The organism is Tessaracoccus massiliensis (assembly GCF_000826065.2).
In the GTDB taxonomy this organism is placed as follows: Bacteria; Actinomycetota; Actinomycetes; order Propionibacteriales; family Propionibacteriaceae; genus Arachnia; species Arachnia massiliensis_A.
Window position 1 is genome coordinate 103,025 of the sequence record NZ_LN623541.1, and the last position, 17,519, is coordinate 120,543.

The following is a 17,519-nucleotide window of genomic DNA, read 5'->3' on the forward strand; positions in this document are numbered from 1 at the left end:
GGGGTGATGCGGTAGGGATTCGGCGGAGAGACAGAGGAGAGCCGATCTCGCGCGGGCGCAGGAATGACGCCTGGACCCCGGATGTGAACGATGACACGACAAAATTTTGAGAGATTCCTGAGAACTGTTAAGGTTCCATTCGGAAACGCCCCCCAGCAGCAAGTTCAGGAGTCCGGTGAACATCACCCCTCAGCGAAGCGCACGTCGCGCCGCAGATGCAGACTCGTCAGTCGACGCCATCCTCGAAGTTGAGGTCGTCGCAGCAGCCGCCCCCGCCCGTCGCGCAAGCGCCGCCATCGGGGGCTTTTCCCGTCGCATCGTCGCCATGAGCATCGCCGGGGCAGTGGGCGCCTCCGCCATCTTCGCATTCGCATTCGCCGCCCGCGACGCCGACCTCGACGAGATCAGCGAGGCAGCAGACGCCACCGCAGCCATTCCGGCCGCTGCCATGTCCGCCGCAGCCGAGAGCTTCGAGGACCGCAGCGCGGACGTCAGCCGCAACGCCGTGCGCAGCGGGCTCGACGACGTCGTGGCCAACCAGGCCGCCAAGGAACGCCGGGACGCGTTGGGCGTCTCCAACCAATCCGCCACCAAGGCCGAGGCCGATCTCTCCATGGAGGAGCGCGACAGGCTCATGGACGAGGACATGAAGGCCGTCGCCGCCCAGTCCGAGAAGCTGAAGAAGGAGGCCGAGGAGGCCGCCCGGCGTCTCGAAGAGGCCCGCAAGGCCGCCGAGGCCGCTGAAGCCGCCAAGGCCGCCGGCCTCGAGGTCGCCGACGTCGACCCGATGTCCGCCGAGGAGATCTCCAACCTCACCAGCAAGGGCGGCTCGATGCCCGTCAAGTCCGGCTACCGCATCGGCGCCGGCTTCGGCAAGCGTGGCAGCTGGTCGCGCTACCACACCGGCCAGGACTTCCCCGCCCCCACCGGCACCCCCGTCTACGCCGCTGCCTCGGGCGTCGTCCTCAGCCCCACCGCCGGCGGCTGGGCGGGCATCAACGTCGTCATCCAGCACAGCAACGGCGGCTCCACGCTCTACGCCCACCTGAGCGGCAAGAAGGTCAGCCCCGGGCAGACCGTCAAGGCCGGCCAGCTGATCGGCTACGTGGGCAACACCGGCCGCTCCTTCGGCTCGCACCTGCACTTCGAGTACTACAAGCCCGGTGTCACCCCCGGCGACGTGTACAGCGCGTCGAACCCGATGGCGTTCCTCAGCTCCCTCGGCGTCCGCTGACCCTTGCTGGTTCAGCCTGCGAGCTTGCGAGACGACGCAGGGCCCCGCAGCTGGGCCATGACCTGAGTCACTGCACGTTCGCTGGCGGTACCACAGTCAGAGCTTCTCCATGGGGGCGTGCTTGACGCTGACGCGCTTGGTGCCGGCCGAGCCGAAGTCGACGTCAGCGCGCACATTGTCGCCCGTTCCCGTCACCGCCATCACCGTGCCCATGCCGAAGCTGGCGTGCAGCACCCTGTCCCCCACCGCGACGGTGGGCACGGTCTTGCGCGGGCCGTTGCCGGAGCCGAAGCTCTGGATCGACGCGGTGGTCTGCCGGTTGCGCGTGGCGGCGCTGCTCGCCCACTGCGTGGTGGCCGATCCGGTGCGGCGCCAGTCCATCACGTGCGTCGGCATCTCGTCGAGGAACCGTGAGGCCGGGTTGTAGGCCGGCTGACCGAACGTCACGCGCACCGCGGAGCGGCTCACGTACAGCCGTTTGCGGGCCCGGGTGATGCCCACATAGGCCAGGCGTCGCTCCTCCTCCAACTCGACCGGATCGGTCAGTGCCCGCATGTGCGGGAACATCCCCTCCTCCATGCCGGTGAGGAACACGGTGTCGAACTCGAGGCCCTTGGCGGTGTGGAGCGTCATCAACGTGACGATGCCCTTGCCCTCCTCATGATCGGGCACCTGATCCGAATCCGCCACCAGGGCGATGCGCTCCAGGAATGCCGCCAGGGAGTCGTCGGGCTCCGGCATGCCGGAGACAAGGCCGGACTCGACGGCGTCCTCGTCGTCGAGGTCGATGGTGTTGGCCGCGGCCACGAACTCGGCAGCCACTGACACCAACTCCACCAGGTTCTCGATCCTGGTCTCATCCTGCGGGTCCGTGGAGGCCTCCAACTCCGGGAGGTAGTTCGACAGCTTCAGGATGGAGGTGAGCACCTCGTCGGCAGGTTTGCCCGCGGCGACCATGGCGCGGTGGATGTTCATCATGTCGACGAAACCCTGGATCAGCTTCACGGAACGGCTGGCCAGCCCCGGGGCATCCTCGGCGCGCTGGAGGGCGTCGAAGAAGCTGATCCGCTCCGCTGTGGCCAGCGTCGAGATGGCGGCCTCGGCGCGGTCCCCGATGCCGCGTTTGGGCACGTTGAGGATGCGGCGCACCGACACGTCGTCTGCCGGGTTCACGAGGGCGCGCAGGTAGGCGATGGCGTCGCGGATCTCGCGGCGCTCGTAGAAGCGCACGCCTCCGACGACCTTGTAGGGCATGCCCACGCGGATGAAGACCTCCTCGAAGGCACGCGATTGGGCGTTGGTGCGGTAGAACACGGCGGTGTCGCCGTACTGGCTCTCCCCCGCGTCGGAAAGCCTGTCGATCTCATCGGCGACGAACTGCGCCTCGTCATGCTCGTTGTCGGCCACCCAGCCGGTGATGAGATCACCCTCGCCCAGATCGGACCACAGGTGCTTCTCACGCCGCCCCTGGTTGCGGGAGATCACCGCGTTGGCGGCGGTGAGCACATTCTGGGTGGAGCGGTAGTTCTGGTCGAGCACGATGGTGCTCGCGCCGGGAAAGTCTGACTCGAAGTCGAGGATGTTGCGGATGGTGGCGCCGCGGAAGGCGTAGATCGACTGATCCGAGTCGCCCACCACCATCAACTCGGCAGGCTCCACCGTCGGGGAACCGTCCACCACGCCCGTGACCTCGCCTGCACACAACTCACGGATCAGCGCGTACTGGGCGTGGTTGGTGTCCTGGTACTCGTCGACGAGCACGTGGCGGAACCTGCGTCGGTACTTTTCGCGCACGTCCGGGAAGGCCTGGAACAGGTGCACGGTGGTCATGATGAGGTCGTCGAAGTCGAGCGCGTTGGCCGCTGCCAGCCGGGACTGGTAATCGGCGTAGGCCCGCGCGATGGTCTCCTGGCGAGGCCCTTCCGCTTCCGACGCTGCCCGCTCGTGGTCGATGAGTTCGTTCTTGTAGTTGCTCACCGCGTTCATCACCGCACGCACCGGGTAGCGTTTCGGGTCCAGTTCCATATCACGGACCACCAGGGACATCAGCCGCTTGGAATCCGCATCGTCGTAGATGGAGAACGACTTCGTCAGGCCGAAGCGGTCGATGTCGGTGCGCAGGATCCGCACGCAGGCGGAGTGGAACGTAGAGACCCACATCAGCTTGGCACGGTTGCCGACCAATTCGATGACCCGTTGGCGCATCTCAGCGGCGGCCTTGTTGGTGAACGTGATGGCCAGGATGGAGCCGGGATGCACGTCGCGTTGGCTGACCAGGTGGGCGATGCGGCGGGTGAGCACCCGTGTCTTGCCCGATCCGGCGCCGGCCACCACGAGGACGGGTCCCCCGGCGTGCACGACGGCCTGGCGCTGCGGCGGGTTGAGACCCTCCAGCAGTTCCTCCTCGCTGACCTGCCTCGCCTTCGCCTTGCGCGCATGCTGGGCAGCCTCCGGGTGCCGCGGGGCGGGTTCGTCGGGCCGGAAGACGGAGAACAGGTCAGGGAACAGGGAGTCACTCATGTCGGCTGCCAAGCCTACCGTCTCACCCTGCCCACCCCGTCGGTACGCTGGGCGCATGCATCACGTCTGGGCCCGGTTCCGAAGGATCTTCAACCGCCTCACCGCGACGGTCCTGATCACCCAGATCCTGGCCATGCTCGCGCTGACCGCGGCCGAGGCGCTGCGCAAGAAGAAGCGCAAGCTGCGCAAGTTTCCCGTGACCAGGCCGGAGCCGCTGCCGGTGCACAAGGACGAGATCACCGTCTACACCTACGGGGAGTACCTCTTCGACGCGATGATCGAGGCGATCGACGCGGCAGAGGAGACCATCTACTTCGAGACCTACATCTGGAAGGGCGACGCGACGGGCCGCCGGTTCCGCGACGCGCTGACCCGGGCCGCGGATCGTGGGGTGGAGGTCTACGCCGTGTGGGATTCGTTCGCGAACCTGGTGGTGCCCCGCTCCTTCTTCCGGTCCATCCCGAGCGCCATCCACACCATGCCGCACCCGGCGATTCCCATTCCCTGGTCACCGCGAAGCTGGGGCCGCGACCACCGCAAGCTGCTGACCGTCGACGGGCGGATCGGGTTCGTAGGCGGCTACAACATCGGCTCGCTGTACGCCACGGGCTGGCGCGACACCCACGCCCGCATCGTCGGCCCCGGCGTCGCGGAGCTGGACAATGCATTCATCGACTTCTGGAACCTGCACGTCAAGCGCAACAACGGGCGCATCGAGCACAACCCGCAGCGCGACTGGCTGACCACCGTCCGCCTCCACCGCAACACGCCCCGCATCCAGGTCTACCCCATCCGCAACATGTACCTGGAGGCCATCGACCGGGCCGCGTCCCGGATCTGGCTGACCCACGCGTACCTCATCCCTGACGACGACCTGGTCGCGGCGCTACGCGACGCCGTCAACCGCGGCGTCGACGTGCGCATCATCGTCCCCGAGCGCTCCAACCACGTGGTGGCGGACTGGCTCTCGCGCGGCTACTACACGGATCTGCTGCGCTCCGGCGTCAAGCTCCACCTCTACAAGGGGGCGATGGTGCACGCCAAGACCGCCACCATCGACGGCATGTGGTCGACGATCGGCACCGCCAACCTCGACAGGCTCAGCCTGCGGGGCAACTACGAGGTCAACCTCGAGGTCACCGATGAGGACGTGGCCTCGTTCATGGAGGGCGTGTTCCGCACGGACCAGTCCAACACCATCGAGTTGACCGAAACGCGGTGGGCGCACCGCTCGTGGGTGGCGAAGGCCACCGAATTGTTCCTCTCCCCCTGGCGCCCGTTCTTCTGAGTGGACACAAAACAACGACCCGGCCGAAGCCGGGTCGTTCCTGTTGATAGGTGAACTGGTTGGCTCAGGCGCGGTTGCGCCCCTGCATCCAGCCGTAGATGGCCAGCACGATGAGGGCACCGACGATCGAGGTGATCAGGCCGCCGATCGAGAAGTTCGGGCCGGAGAAGTCGAGCTTGCCATCAAAGATGAGCGAGCCGAGGAGGCCACCGACGAACGAGCCGATGATGCCGAGGATCATGGTGGCGGCCCAACCGCCGCCCTGACGCCCGGGCATGATGGCCTTGGCAATTGCGCCTCCGAGGAGACCGATGACAATCCAGGAAATAATGCTCCAAATCATGTCCCCAGCATTGCAGGGTTTGGCGTGTGCTGGCAAGCTCCCACCACCCTGATTCGCCCCTGAGGTGGGATTTCAGGGTACAGAAACATCCTTTTGGGCGTACTGGGGGCCCCGTCGGAGGTGCCACCGGTTCGCCCCTACGCACCCGGCTGGCTAGGCTCCGGGGCATGGATATCCTGCATAACATCTTTCTGCTACTGCACTTCGTGGGCTTCGCGGCCCTGTTCGGCGGCGCCTTCGTTCAACTGAAGGGCCCCAAGCGCGTGGTCAACCCCGCCATGTGGCACGGCGCCCTCACCATGCTGATCACCGGCATCCTTCTGGTGGGCTCGTTGGAGATGGGCGACGGCACCGTCAATCACGTCAAGGTGGGCATCAAGCTGCTCCTGCTCATCGTCATCTTCGTGCTGGTGCTGATGAACCGCAAGAAGGACAAGGTCGACGACGGCCCGTTCTGGGGCATCTTCGCGCTGACCCTCCTCAACGCGGGCATCGCCGTCTTCTGGTGATCTGTCAGACCAGGTGTCGATCCGTCGCCCACTTCGTGAGCTGGTGGCGGTTCGACAACTGGAGCTTCCGCAGCACGGATGAGACGTGCGTCTCGACGGTCTTGATGGAGATGAACAACTCCTTGGCCACCTCCTTGTAGGAGTAGCCGCGGGCGATGAGCTTCATCACCTCGCGCTCGCGGGCACTCAACTTGTCGAGTTCCTCATCCACCTGGGCGATATCGATCGCCCCATTGAACGCATCCAGCACGAACCCCGCGAGCCGCGGCGAGAACACCGCATCCCCCGCGGCCACGCGAGCCATCCCCTCGATGAGGTCCTCGGAACTGATCGATTTGGTCACATAGCCCCTGGCGCCGGCCCGGATGACGCCGATCACGTCCTGCGCGGCATCGGAGACCGACAGCGCCAGGAACTTCACCTCCGGCTTGACGGCCAGCACCTGCTTGATCACCTCGGCACCGCCGCCGCCGGGCAGGTGCACGTCCAGCAGCACGACGTCGGGCTCGGTCTCCACGATCGCCTTGACGGCGGTCTCCACGTCCTCGCCCTCGCCGACGATGGAGACGTGCTGCCCGATCTCGTGGTTGACTCCTGCGCGGAACATCGCGTGGTCGTCGACGATGACGACCCTGAGCCCGCTGACGTCAAGAGCTTGATCCTCGCTCATCCGCTCATCTCCAATTTCACTTCAGTGCCGTCCCCGAGCTCAGAGCGGATCGTTGCACTCCCCCCGTGACGTTCCATGCGAGCCCGGATTGATTCTCTCACGCCCATCCGGCCTTCGCGCACCTGCTCCGTATCAAAGCCCTTGCCCCGGTCCCGGATGAACACCTCGATGTGGCCATCCTGGGCCTCGGCGTACACGTCGATGCGGGCCGCGCCCGAGTGCTTGGCAGCGTTGGTGACGGCCTCGCCCGTGGCCAGGATCACCGCCTCCACCCGGTTGTCGACGGCGGCGTCGCCCACGCAGACGAGTTCCACGTCCACCGGGAAGCGGCTCTCCACATCGGCGGCGAGTTCCTGGAGCGCCGAGTGCAGTGAGGCTGCGCGGGTGGTCTCGCCGTAGAGCCAGGTACGCAGTTCACGCTCCTGACGGCGGGCCAACTGGGCGACGGTGGCCGAGTCGTCGGACTGGCGTTGGATCAGGGCGAGGGTCTGGAGCACCGAATCATGCAGGTGGGCGGCCATGTCTGCTCTCGCCTCCGCGCGGTGCCGCTCCGCGTCGGCCCGGCGGATCCGGTTGCGGTGCTGGTACAGCCACGGCGCCGCCACGATGAACAGGCCTGCGAGCAGGAGGGCGGAGGCCCCCAGCACCCCGGGGAGCTGGGCCAACCCGATCTGGGTGGCGAGCGTCCAGGAGATGCCCGCGCCCACAAGCACGAGCCCGCCGACGAGACGCACGATGCTCATCGTGCCGCCGCCGCGCGTGAGGCGCGCCCACAACGTGCGTTGGCCGGCGAGGGTGACGCGCTCGTCGACCTGCAGCCAGATCACGATGATCCCGATGCCGCCGATGATCATGGGCCAGAACAGCCCCGCCGGCACCACGCCGCCGGAGACGAACAGCCACAGCAGCCCCACGACGATCAGGCCACCGGAGATCAGCACACCGCTGTCCGGGCGCTGCGATGGTTGCGCCGCGGCCGGTCGCATGCCGCGACGCCTCGCGGCCTCGAGGCCGGCGGGCTCGTCAGCGTTCTGGCCTGCGGGAAGCATGACCCAGAGCGCGCCGTAGGCGAGCAGGCCCAGGCCGGAGACCAGCGACAAGAGCACGAAACCCAGCCGGACGAGCCGGACGTTGACACCCAGATGCGCAGCCAGCCCCGCTGCCACGCCGGCGATCATGCCGGAGTCCGTGCGCCGCTGGAGCGGGGCGCGCGTGGGCGCGCTGGGCACCGCCGGGAGCTGAGTCATGGCTCCAGATTCTCACGCAGATGCCGACCGGGCCAGTCCTGAGACGTGTTTCCAGGGGTCCTTCAGGGGGACACCCGATGGGTAACGGGCACCCGGCAGGGAAGACTGGAGCCATGTCCACAGAACTCGACCTCGGCTGGTTCGACCCGAGCCTCGGCGCCGTCCAGCGCCGGGAGGCCTCCGGCGTCGGCACCGGCCTGAGCCGAGCCGTCGCGGAACGGCTCGCCGTCGATGTGGTCCTCGTGCGGGTCGTGTTCGTGGTGCTGGCGATGTGCTCCGGCCTAGGAGTCGGCCTGTACGCCTGGGGTACCGCCCTGACCCGCGGCCCGCAGGGCAGCCGCCCCATCGACCGGTGGCTGCCGGGCTTCCACGACTGGTCGGCACTCGCGCAGAAGACCCTCGTGATCGCCTCCACCATCGCGCTGATGTTCACCATCGGCGCGGCGTTCCCGCTGCCGTGGGGCGCCGGGGTGCTGATGCTGATCGTGCTGGCCCTCTGGAGCCGTCGGTCCAGGTCGGCCGCAGCCCCGGGGCAGCCACCGTCCGCTGCTGACCGCTACCCCACCTCCGCCCTCCCCACCACATTGAGCCCCGCCCATCCGGTGGATGACCAGGCACTGGTGGAGCATTGGCGGCGCAGCATCACCGAAGCTGTCGGCACCCACCGCGCGGCGGTGCCCGTGCCGCAACTGCCGGAGGTCGACCTCTACGCCGATGCGCAGGAGGAGCCACTGCTGCCGCCGGCGCCCCGGCCCAGGTCGAGCTGGCTGGGCGGCCTGGCGGTACTGGCGGCGATGATCGCCGCGGCCGCCATCGCGGGGATCATGCTGGGCGCGAGCGCCACCGTGACGCTCGCCGTCGGCACCGCCGTCGGGGGCCTTGGTGCGGTGCTCTTCGCGCTGGTGGCGCGCAGCCGTCGTCTCCCCCGCCTCGTGCTCGCCCTGGTGGCGCTGCCCATGGTGGCCATCGGCTGGCTCGCCGCACAGGCACCGCTCCCGGTCGTCGGCCCGGACACCCGCGTGGTGCAGGTCACCGCCGAGGACGCCGTCGTCGACCTGGGCGAACTCGATCTCCGCGGCTACGACACCGTCCGCATCGAAGCCGTCGCATCCAACGTGGACGTCATCCTCCCTGGCCCCGTGCTGCAGGTCGAGACCGTGGAGAACCTGGCCAGCGACGTCACGGACCTCAGCGAGCCGGTCCATCCGAGCATCACGCCACTCCAACTGAAGGTGGAAATCTCAGCCCAAGCCTCCAACGTCACCATCAAGGACGCACCATGAACCGCCCCGCACTCGACGCCGCAGCCCTCGCCATCGGGTTGGCCGCCATGGGATTCGCCGTGGTGCTGCTGTTGGCAGACCACATCTCCTCTCCCCTCATCCAACCGATCCTCGCCGTGACCCTGGCCGCCGCCGGCACGATCGGACTGATCGCCTCGCGTGGCCGCACACCCAACCGAAAGGAACTCTCATGAACCTCTCCCGCTCCCGCAACGGCATGATCGGCGGCGTCTGCTCGGGTATCGCCCGCGCCGTCAACGTCGACGTCACCATCGTGCGCATCGCGTTCATCCTGGTCTCGCTGTTCGCCGGCGGTGGCCTGCTGGTCTACCTCATCCTCTGGGCGGTCATCCCCCGCGAAGAGGGCGGCACCATCGCCGAGGAGGGCTTCACCAAGGCCCGCGCCTGGTACGACGACCGCAACCGCAAGGGCCCGCAGGGCCCCAACTACGACATCTGATCCGGAGTCATAAAGAAGCGCCGCCGGCATCTGCCGGCGGCGCTTCGTGTCATTCCCACTCGATGGTGCCCGGGGGCTTGCTGGTGATGTCGAGCGTCACACGGTTGACCTCGGGGCATTCGTTGGTGATGCGGTTGGAGATCCTCTCCAGCAACTCGTAGGGCAGGCGCGCCCAGTCGGCCGTCATCGCGTCGTCGGAGACGACGGGCCGCAGCACGATGGGGTGTCCGTAGGTACGGCCGTCGCCCTGCACGCCCACCGAGCGGACGTCGGCCAGGAGTACGACGGGGAACTGCCAGATCTCGCGCTCGAGCTTGGCGTTGGCCAACTCCTCGCGGGCGATGGCATCTGCCTGCCGCAGGATGGCCAGGCGGTCCTCGGTGATCTCGCCGACGATGCGGATGCCCAGGCCGGGGCCGGGGAACGGGTGGCGCCACACCATGGCCTCCGGCAGGCCGAGCTGCTCGCCGACGGCGCGCACCTCGTCCTTGAACATCTGCCGCAGCGGCTCGATGAGCGTGAACTGCAGATCGTCCGGGAGGCCGCCGACGTTGTGGTGGCTCTTGATGTTGGCCGCGCCCTCGCCGCCGCCCGATTCCACCACGTCGGGGTAGAGGGTGCCCTGGACGAGGAAGTCGATGCCGCGGTCGCCCGCGATCTGGCGTGCCTGCTCCTCGAACGTGCGGATGAACTCCCGGCCGATGATCTTGCGCTTCTCCTCGGGGTCGCTGACGCCGGCCAGCGCGGCGAGGAAACGCTCGCGTTCGTCGGCGAAGACGAGGTCGACGCCGGTGGCGGCCACGAAGTCGGTGCGCACCTGCTCCACCTCGCCCTGCCGGAGCAGACCGTGGTCGACGAACACGCAGGTCAACTGCGAGCCGATGGCCTGCTGGACGAGGGCTGCGGCCACCGCGGAGTCGACGCCGCCGGACAGCGCGCAGAGCACGCGTCGGTCGCCCACCTGGGAGCGGATGGCGTTGATGGACTCGGTGACCATGTTCTCCGGCGTCCAGTCCGCCGTGAGGCCGGCGATGTTGAACAGGAAGTGCTCGATGACCTGCTGGCCCCACTGGCTGTGGTTGACCTCGGGGTGCCACTGCACGCCCGCCAGTTGACGCTCGGTGTGCTCGAAGGCAGCCACCGGTGCGCCGGCGGAGCGGGCGAGCACCTTGAATCCCTTGGGTGCCTTGGCCACGCTGTCGCCGTGACTCATCCACACGTTGAGGGTGTTCGGCATGGACTCGAGGAGTCGGCCGCCCTCGGCGATCGACAGGGACGTGCGGCCGTACTCGCGCTGACCGGTCTTGTTGACGGTCCCGCCGAGCGCCTGGGCCATCGCCTGGAAGCCGTAGCAGATGCCGAGCACCGGCACGCCTGCGTCGAAGATGGCCGTGTCAACGGAGGGGGCGCCGTCGGCGTAGACGGACGAAGGCCCGCCGGAGAGGATGATCGCGGCGGGCTGCTGGGCCAGCAGCTCATCGACGCTCAGCCGGGGGCTGACGATCTCCGAGTACACGTTGGCCTCGCGCACGCGGCGCGCGATGAGTTGGGCGTACTGGGCACCGAAATCGACGACCAGCACCTTCTCGTGGGCTGTCATGAGGGTGAGTCTAGTGATCCGCGGCCCCCTCGAGCCACCCGCCCGACGATGCGGCCGGCTGCCGACGGTGACCCCCGCCGAAACTCACCTGGCGCCATGGGAATAAACCGCCGGTGACGGAGGTTGACCGCGACATGAGCATTTATCCTGACGTGACGGCCCTCGTCGGCCGCACCCCCCTCGTGAAGCTGAACAGGGTGGCCGGCGACAACGCCACCGTCGCCGCCAAGCTGGAGTTCTACAACCCGGCCAACTCGGTCAAGGACCGCATCGGCGTGGCCATCATCGACGCGGCCGAGGCCGCTGGTGAGCTGCAGCCCGGCGGCACCATCGTCGAGGGCACCTCCGGCAACACCGGCATCGCCTTGGCGATGGTGGGCGCCGCCCGCGGCTACAACGTCGTGCTGACCATGCCCGAGACGATGTCGCTCGAGCGTCGCGCGCTGCTGCGCGCCTACGGCGCCGAACTGGTGCTCACGCCCGGCCCCGCCGGGATGCGCGGCGCCGTCGAGAAGGCCGAGGAGATCGCGGCCGAGCGCGGCGGCATCCTCGCCCGCCAGTTCGCCAACCAGGCCAACGTCAAGATCCATCGCGAGACCACCGCCGAGGAGATCTGGGCGGACACAGATGGCCAGGTCGACATCGTCGTGGCCGGCATCGGCACCGGCGGCACCATCACCGGCGTCGGCCAGGTGCTCAAGGAGCGCAAGCCCGAGGTCAAGATCGTGGCCGTCGAGCCGCAGGAATCCGCCATCCTGAGCGGCGGCCAGCCCGGCCCGCACAAGATCCAGGGCATCGGCGCCAACTTCATCCCGGAGATCCTCGACCGTGACGTGATCGACGAGGTGCTCCCCCGCAACATCGACCAGGCCATCGAGTTCGCCCGCAAGGCCGCCACCGAGGAGGGCCTGCTCGTCGGCCTGTCCTCCGGCGCCGCGCTGTCGGCCGCCGTCGAGGTCGCCGCCCGCCCCGAGAACGCCGGCAAGACGATCGTCGTCGTGCTCGCGGACTTCGGCGAGCGCTACCTCTCGACCGTCCTGTTCGAGGGACTGCTCGACAACTGACCGCTGGCTGGTCCTGCAAGCTCTGTGAGCAGTGTCGAAACCCCCCAGCGTGCGTGCATGTTTGAGGTTTTCGACATGCTCGCGGCTCAACCAGCTTCGATGGCCAGCCGCTCAACAAGGGTGGGCAGGTAGTACAGCGCCAACGAATCGAGGATGCGCTTGACCTGCGCCAGCGAGGCCTGCCGCTCCCCCGGCGTCGTCGCACCGGCCGCCAAGCGGGCCGCCTTCCCGGCCCGGCGGGCATCGGAGCGGGCGCCCTCGGGCAGGTGCTCCAGGCCCAGCCGTTCGGCGTTGGCCTGCGCGACGTTGAAGGTGAGCTCCACCTCGGTGGCCAGGTCGTCGAGCGCAGCGGTGGGTCACGGCGGGCAGCGCCACGGCGCGCGGACCTGGCCCTCCTTGATCATGGCGATCACCTGGGCACGCAGGCTCTCAGACAGCTTGACCTAACGTTCGATGCGTTCGCCGTTGATGCGCTGGATGCGCAGCTTGATCTTCTTGTCCTTGCGGCGGGCATCCACGACGACGGCGTCCTCATCGGTGTAGAAGAGCACAGCGCCCGGGGCGAATACGCCCCAGGAGGTGTCGAGATGCACCGGGTCCCACGGGGAGTACATCAGGACGACCTCCTACCGGGCAGCGCCAGCGGGGCCCGGCCCGTGATCGCCTTGCGCGCATCCGTTCCCGTGGGCAGGAAGTACAGGGCCAACTCGTCGAGGATCTCGACGGCGCGGCGCAGCGCGGTCTCACGCTCGGACGCCGCGGCACCCTTGTCCGTGGCGAGGCGCGCGGCCTTCAGTGCCGTGCCCGCGCGGTCGCGGTACTGCTCGGGCAGGTACTGCATCCCGATCCGCTCGGCGTTCGCGCGCGCCGCGGTGAAGGTGGCCCGGACACGGCGCGCGAGGAGGAGGGCCGCGTGTTCGGTGGCGACGAGTTCTCCCTCAAGCAGGGTGCACCAGTAGGCGGTGAGTTCCGCCAGACCGAAGGGGTAGCTGTGCTCGGTGCGCACCGACCGCTCCCCCACCTCTACGACGCAGCCGAGTTCCTCGTGGATCTCGCGACGCAGCGACTGTTCCTGGGTTTCACCGTCCTCCACCTTGCCGCCGGGAAACTCCCAGAGGCCGGGCAGCGCCCGGCCCTCCCCGCGCTGGGCCGCGAGCACCAGCCCTCCACTCACGATGACGGCGCCCACCACAACGACCAGCGGCGGGGCGACGCTCAGGGGCCGATCATTGGAGGTCGCGGCGGGCGAAGAGTGGCGCGCCGGCCACGAGGAGCGCGACGGTGGCGGCGAGCAGACTCGCCGGCTGCCACCACTCCAACCCGACCTCCAACGGCGGGCCGTACAGGTAGGCCCGGAACGGGGACCACCAACCCAGCGGCTCCTTGTGCGCGGCCATCAGCAGCGTGTAGCCGAAGTAGGTCACCACCGCCACGCCCACTGTGCCCCACACCGTGGCGGCCGGGCTCCCGGTGGCCGCCGACAGCAGCACCGCGAACGCGCCGAAGCACCAGCCGAGGCAGGCGAGCAGGAAGCAGGCCGCCCAGATGTTGGCGACGTCGACGTCGAGGCCGCCGAGCGCCACCCCGCCCCAGAGACCCAGGAACAGGGCCACGCAGACGATGGCGACGTAGGCTCCGACGGTGGCCGCCGTCGTCCAGTAGACCCGGGCGCGGGAAATCGGGCGCGACAGCAGGCCGGAGAGCCGGCCGGCGCGCTCATCCCCCGCGATGCCGGCCGAGGCGGCTGCGGTGGCGACGAGGATCACCGCGATGGGACCCATCATGCCCATGGTCTCGATGTGCAGGAATCCGGCGGCCACACTCATGTCGCCGCCCCCGAACATCGCCACCATCGATTCGGGGAAGCTGCCGGTGAACTGGGCGAGGTCGGCCTCCATCGAGGCATACAGCGGCCCCATCAGCAGGCCCATGAGCACCGCCATGACGACGGTGACCACCAGCAACAACGTCCGCTGGGCCGCGAACCGCAGCCCGAACAACGTCCTACCGCGGCCGGTGGCGGTGAGGAAGCGTCCGACGACGGGCAGGCCCCGCCATCGTTCCGTCAGCGCAGCGCCGCCCTGGTGGAGGCGCAGTTCGCGACGCAGGAAACCCGCGATGCCGACTGCAAGCAGCACGGCCGCGCCGCCGAGGAGCAGGGCCAGGTGGCCGCCGTCGATGCCGCCCACCAGGGGTTTCGTACCGTTGAACCAGGTCCACGGGATCCAGTCGGCCGACCCTTCCCGCCACATCGGCAGCAGGCCGGAGCCCAGCCAGCCCAGCACCATCGTCGTTGCGCCGACGGCGGCGGCCAGCGCCTTACGCCCTGTGAGGGCCCCGACGGCGAACGCCAGGGCCGCATGGAAGAGCGCGTTGGCTCCCAGATGCGTCATGAGCGCCGCGAGGTGGGCCTCGCCGATGTCGATGCCCAGCACCGCAGGTGCCACGACTGCAATCACCCAGAGCACGAACGCCGCGCCCACGATGAGCGCGACCATCGCGGCGGCCTTGCTCAGCGCGTAGCGGAGGCGCGGGATGGGCGCCGCGAGCGTGAGGTGCAAGGTGCGGTTGCCCTCCTCCCCGGCGATGACGTGGGCACCGATGGCGACACCCACTCCAACCAGCACCATCGCGCCGATCGCGGCCAGCATCTCGTTGTAGGCCAGGACGGAGGTGTCGGCGTCGGCGGGGATGCCCATCAGGTGTCGCACGGCCTCGGGGAGGGCGTCGTAGATGCTGAGGTCGATGTCCTGGTAGACGACCAGGCCGAGCACGAGCATGGCACCGACGGCGGCGACGGCGACCGCGAGGACGCGCCAGCCGTCGAGCATCCCCCTGCGAAGGACGGCGACGCTCATGTCTGATCCTTGTAGTAGGTGAGGAAGATGTCCTCGAGATCGGCCTCCTGGGTGTGGATGTCACGCAGGCGGACCTTCGCGCTGACCGCGGCGAGGAGGTCTTCCATCTCGCCGTCGAAATCGAGAACGACGCGGCCGGGGTGGAGTTCGACGTCGCGGATGCCGTCGAGGCCCTCTATGTCGGTGCCGTGGAGGGCGCCGTCGAAGTCGATCTCGATGCGGCGCATCTTCTTGCGGCGCAGCCCCGTCACAGTCTCGACGGCGATGAGATGGCCCTTGCGGATGATGCCGACCCGGTCGGCGACGCGCTCGACCTCGGAGAGGGTGTGGCTGGAGAGGAATACCGAGCGGCCGTCGTCGGCGACCTCGCGCATCATGGCCCAGAACTCGTGCTGGACGAGCGGGTCGAGGCCCGAGTTGGGCTCGTCGAGGATGAGCAGATCGGGCTTGTGCATGAAGGCGGCGATGAGGCCGACCTTCTGGCGGTTGCCGCTGGAGAGTTCGCCGACGCGCTTGTCGAGGACGGCGTCGAGGCGCCGGGCGAGCCGATCCACGTAGCCCCAGTCGACGTCGCCGTGGAGGGTGGCGAAGAACTTGAGGGTGTCGCGGCCGGTCATGGCGGGCCACAGCGCCAGGTCGGCAGGCAGATAGCCGAGCCGACGACGGTGCCCCACCTCGCGGGGCGGCGCGCCGAGCACCGTGGCTGAGCCCGACGTCGGGTTGAGCTCCCCCATCAACACGCGGATGGTGGTGGACTTGCCCGCCCCGTTGGGGCCGAGGAAGCCGAAGACCTCACCGGGCTGGACGTCGAGGTCGAGGTCGACCAGCGCGGGGAAGGATCCGTAGTGCTTGGTGAGGCCACGGGCCTGGATGGGGATCATGCGTCCTCCTCGGACAGTTGATCGATGGCGGAGGCGTACTGGTCACGAAGCGATGGCTCGATGAGGCCGGAGAAGATCTCCATCTGCACGCGCAGGTAGCGGGCAAAGCCGGGCTCGGCGGAGAGGTTGGTGCTGCGGATGTCGAGGTCGAAGTGCCGCTGGAGATGCTGGTGCAGGCTCAGCGAGCCCAGCGCGTACAGCGTCAGCATCGCGGCGCGCGCACGCTCGTCGTCGCTGGGCGACATCATGCCGGCGTCGACGCTGGCGCGGATGTAGCCCTCCGCATCTGTGATCATCACATCGACGAGCCTGTTGATCCCTTCCGCGTCGTCGCCCAACCGCATCGCGAGATAGCCCATGATGTGGCCGGACCCGGTGGCGCGGACTGCGCCCAGCGCGTCAAGGCCGGCCCCCTGCGCGACAGCCTCCGCCTTCCGGCTGCGCACCAACTCCGCCACGTGCAGGTCGCAGGCCGCCAGCAGCTCCCCCATGGAGCCGAAGTGGTGCCGGATGAGGCCCAGCGACACCCCTGCCCGCTCTGCCACGGCGCGGGCGGTGGCCGCCTTGGTGCCGGACTCTGCGACGAGCTCGATGCACGCGTCGCGCAGCTTGGCGGAGGTGGTCCTGTCGTCACTCATGATACGAATGTATAGCTTCCTATACACTCGTACAACAGGAGGCTGTCACAATGGTCCCGTGACTGACAAGACCTTCTACGAGCGGGTGGGCGGGCACGCCACGTTCCACCAGTTGGTGCACGAGTTCTACAAGGGGGTAGCCGACGACGCGCCCCTGCGCGAGATGTATCCCGAGGAGGATCTGGGCCCGGCCGAAGACCGGCTGCGGATGTTCCTCGAGCAGTACTGGGGCGGGCCCAAGACGTACCAGGAGCAGCGCGGGCATCCGCGGTTACGGATGCGGCACCTCGAGTTCACGGTCACTCCCCTGCGGCGCGACAGGTGGGTGCATCACATGATGAACGCCTGCGACACCTTGGACCTGACGCCCGACGACGACGCGGCCTTGCGCGACTACCTCGTCCGCGCCGCTGCCTTCATGATCAATGCCCCTGGCTGATCGTGCAGGACACGAAGGGGGGCCACGCCCCGCCGCTGGAAACTATCAGCCTTCCTCGATAAAGGTGATCCGAAGACCCGAATCGGGGTGATAGGTCCAACGCGCCTTGAGACCGTCTCCCCACTGGTCCTCTTGCTGCCCGTCGAGCGCCCGGGTGCTCTCAATGTGGTCACGAACGTGCTGCGGGGCTTCCGAGCTGTTCAGGATGCACGACACGTCATCGACTGTCACTGGACTGGCCCCGCCAACGTCGAGAGTCATGCTGCTGCCCTCGTCGGCCAGGCGCTCCTCCAGATTGCAGGAATCCGCCGCGTAGGCGAGCTGCGTCGGCACTCGGCCCTCTCCGGTGGAGTTGAGCAGACCGGACTCGATGGCGTCCGCGCACACGGACAGCGAATCACGCCACTCGCACCCTCTCCACTTGTCCACAACGCCCCACGAACCCGAGACGTTCAGCGTCACTGAGACAGCCCTTCAACCTAGCA

20 protein-coding genes are annotated in these 17,519 nt (G+C 68.3%); 8 read left to right on the plus strand and 12 right to left on the minus strand.

Going from position 1 to position 17,519, the window contains the following annotated elements; translation table 11 throughout:
• Positions 1-175 precede the first annotated feature (175 nt).
• Positions 176-1,234: a M23 family metallopeptidase gene (locus tag BN1186_RS04670; RefSeq protein ID WP_052459804.1), complete on the plus strand. Its 1,059-nt coding sequence runs from the start codon at positions 176-178 to the stop codon at positions 1,232-1,234.
• 96 nt (positions 1,235-1,330) lie between these two features.
• On the opposite strand, the gene pcrA is transcribed toward BN1186_RS04670, so the two are convergent.
• On the minus strand, positions 1,331-3,754 hold the full coding sequence (pcrA, locus tag BN1186_RS04675; protein WP_040282974.1) for a DNA helicase PcrA: 2,424 nt from the start codon (positions 3,752-3,754) through the stop codon (positions 1,331-1,333).
• Positions 3,755-3,809: 55 nt separating this feature from the next.
• Here pcrA and BN1186_RS04680 point away from each other — a divergent pair, with 55 nt between their 5' ends.
• The gene (locus tag BN1186_RS04680) at positions 3,810-5,042 is read left to right on the plus strand and encodes a phospholipase D-like domain-containing protein (RefSeq protein WP_040282975.1); all 1,233 of its coding nucleotides are present in this window, start codon (positions 3,810-3,812) and stop codon (positions 5,040-5,042) included.
• A 64-nt stretch (positions 5,043-5,106) separates the two neighbouring features.
• On the opposite strand, the gene BN1186_RS04685 is transcribed toward BN1186_RS04680, so the two are convergent.
• The gene (locus tag BN1186_RS04685) at positions 5,107-5,385 is read right to left on the minus strand and encodes a GlsB/YeaQ/YmgE family stress response membrane protein (RefSeq protein ID WP_040282976.1); all 279 of its coding nucleotides are present in this window, start codon (positions 5,383-5,385) and stop codon (positions 5,107-5,109) included.
• A gap of 167 nt (positions 5,386-5,552) precedes the next feature.
• On the opposite strand from BN1186_RS04685, the gene BN1186_RS04690 reads away from it, so the two are divergent.
• On the plus strand, positions 5,553-5,894 hold the full coding sequence (locus BN1186_RS04690) for a hypothetical protein (RefSeq protein WP_040282977.1): 342 nt from the start codon (positions 5,553-5,555) through the stop codon (positions 5,892-5,894).
• A 4-nt stretch (positions 5,895-5,898) separates the two neighbouring features.
• On the opposite strand, the gene BN1186_RS04695 is transcribed toward BN1186_RS04690, so the two are convergent.
• Positions 5,899-6,564 (minus strand): response regulator, encoded by a 666-nt coding sequence (locus BN1186_RS04695; RefSeq protein ID WP_139650848.1) that lies wholly within the window; start codon positions 6,562-6,564, stop codon positions 5,899-5,901.
• Positions 6,561-7,811 carry an ATP-binding protein gene (locus BN1186_RS04700; RefSeq protein WP_040282979.1) on the minus strand — a complete coding sequence of 417 codons (1,251 nt, stop codon included), beginning with the start codon at positions 7,809-7,811 and terminating at the stop codon, positions 6,561-6,563. The genes BN1186_RS04695 and BN1186_RS04700 overlap by 4 nt, the downstream gene beginning before the upstream one ends.
• Positions 7,812-7,924: 113 nt before the next feature.
• Between BN1186_RS04700 and BN1186_RS04705 the strand changes: the two genes are divergently transcribed.
• Genes BN1186_RS04705 through BN1186_RS04715 form a run of 3 tightly spaced genes read left to right on the plus strand, consistent with a single transcriptional unit; the run spans position 7,925 to position 9,554 of the window.
• The gene (locus BN1186_RS04705; protein WP_040282980.1) at positions 7,925-9,094 is read left to right on the plus strand and encodes a PspC domain-containing protein; all 1,170 of its coding nucleotides are present in this window, start codon (positions 7,925-7,927) and stop codon (positions 9,092-9,094) included.
• Positions 9,091-9,288 carry a hypothetical protein gene (locus tag BN1186_RS04710; RefSeq protein WP_040282981.1) on the plus strand — a complete coding sequence of 66 codons (198 nt, stop codon included), beginning with the start codon at positions 9,091-9,093 and terminating at the stop codon, positions 9,286-9,288. Before BN1186_RS04705 ends, BN1186_RS04710 begins: the two co-directional genes overlap by 4 nt.
• Positions 9,285-9,554, plus strand: coding sequence for a PspC domain-containing protein (locus BN1186_RS04715; RefSeq protein WP_040282982.1), 270 nt, complete (start codon positions 9,285-9,287; stop codon positions 9,552-9,554). Before BN1186_RS04710 ends, BN1186_RS04715 begins: the two co-directional genes overlap by 4 nt.
• Positions 9,555-9,603: 49 nt before the next feature.
• Here BN1186_RS04715 and guaA read toward each other — a convergent pair whose 3' ends face one another.
• A complete protein-coding gene (guaA, locus tag BN1186_RS04720) occupies positions 9,604-11,154 on the minus strand; it encodes a glutamine-hydrolyzing GMP synthase (protein ID WP_040282983.1) in 1,551 nt (516 codons plus the stop codon).
• 134 nt (positions 11,155-11,288) lie between these two features.
• Between guaA and cysK the strand changes: the two genes are divergently transcribed.
• Positions 11,289-12,218, plus strand: coding sequence for a cysteine synthase A (cysK, locus tag BN1186_RS04725; protein ID WP_040283147.1), 930 nt, complete (start codon positions 11,289-11,291; stop codon positions 12,216-12,218).
• Positions 12,219-12,304: 86 nt separating this feature from the next.
• On the opposite strand, the gene BN1186_RS04730 is transcribed toward cysK, so the two are convergent.
• The 6 genes from BN1186_RS04730 to BN1186_RS04750 all read right to left on the minus strand — a co-directional run bounded on the left by BN1186_RS04730 (position 12,305) and on the right by BN1186_RS04750 (position 16,595).
• Positions 12,305-12,541 carry a hypothetical protein gene (locus BN1186_RS04730; protein ID WP_040282984.1) on the minus strand — a complete coding sequence of 79 codons (237 nt, stop codon included), beginning with the start codon at positions 12,539-12,541 and terminating at the stop codon, positions 12,305-12,307.
• 120 nt (positions 12,542-12,661) lie between these two features.
• Positions 12,662-12,832: a hypothetical protein gene (locus BN1186_RS15395; RefSeq protein ID WP_180349019.1), complete on the minus strand. Its 171-nt coding sequence runs from the start codon at positions 12,830-12,832 to the stop codon at positions 12,662-12,664.
• A complete protein-coding gene (locus BN1186_RS04735; protein ID WP_074436933.1) occupies positions 12,832-13,410 on the minus strand; it encodes an NUDIX domain-containing protein in 579 nt (192 codons plus the stop codon). Before BN1186_RS04735 ends, BN1186_RS15395 begins: the two co-directional genes overlap by 1 nt.
• 34 nt (positions 13,411-13,444) lie before the next feature.
• Positions 13,445-15,076: an ABC transporter permease subunit gene (locus BN1186_RS04740; protein WP_040282985.1), complete on the minus strand. Its 1,632-nt coding sequence runs from the start codon at positions 15,074-15,076 to the stop codon at positions 13,445-13,447.
• Entirely contained in the window at positions 15,073-15,957 is an 885-nt protein-coding gene (locus BN1186_RS04745) for an ABC transporter ATP-binding protein (protein WP_040282986.1), read from the minus strand. The genes BN1186_RS04740 and BN1186_RS04745 overlap by 4 nt, the downstream gene beginning before the upstream one ends.
• On the minus strand, positions 15,954-16,595 hold the full coding sequence (locus BN1186_RS04750; RefSeq protein WP_040282987.1) for a TetR/AcrR family transcriptional regulator: 642 nt from the start codon (positions 16,593-16,595) through the stop codon (positions 15,954-15,956). Before BN1186_RS04750 ends, BN1186_RS04745 begins: the two co-directional genes overlap by 4 nt.
• Before the next feature lie 58 nt (positions 16,596-16,653).
• Here BN1186_RS04750 and BN1186_RS04755 point away from each other — a divergent pair, with 58 nt between their 5' ends.
• On the plus strand, positions 16,654-17,034 hold the full coding sequence (locus BN1186_RS04755) for a globin (RefSeq protein WP_040282988.1): 381 nt from the start codon (positions 16,654-16,656) through the stop codon (positions 17,032-17,034).
• A 45-nt stretch (positions 17,035-17,079) separates the two neighbouring features.
• Here BN1186_RS04755 and BN1186_RS04760 read toward each other — a convergent pair whose 3' ends face one another.
• Complete coding sequence (locus tag BN1186_RS04760; protein ID WP_052459807.1) at positions 17,080-17,496, minus strand: hypothetical protein; 417 nt, start codon at positions 17,494-17,496, stop codon at positions 17,080-17,082.
• Between the last annotated feature and the right edge of the window lie 23 nt (positions 17,497-17,519).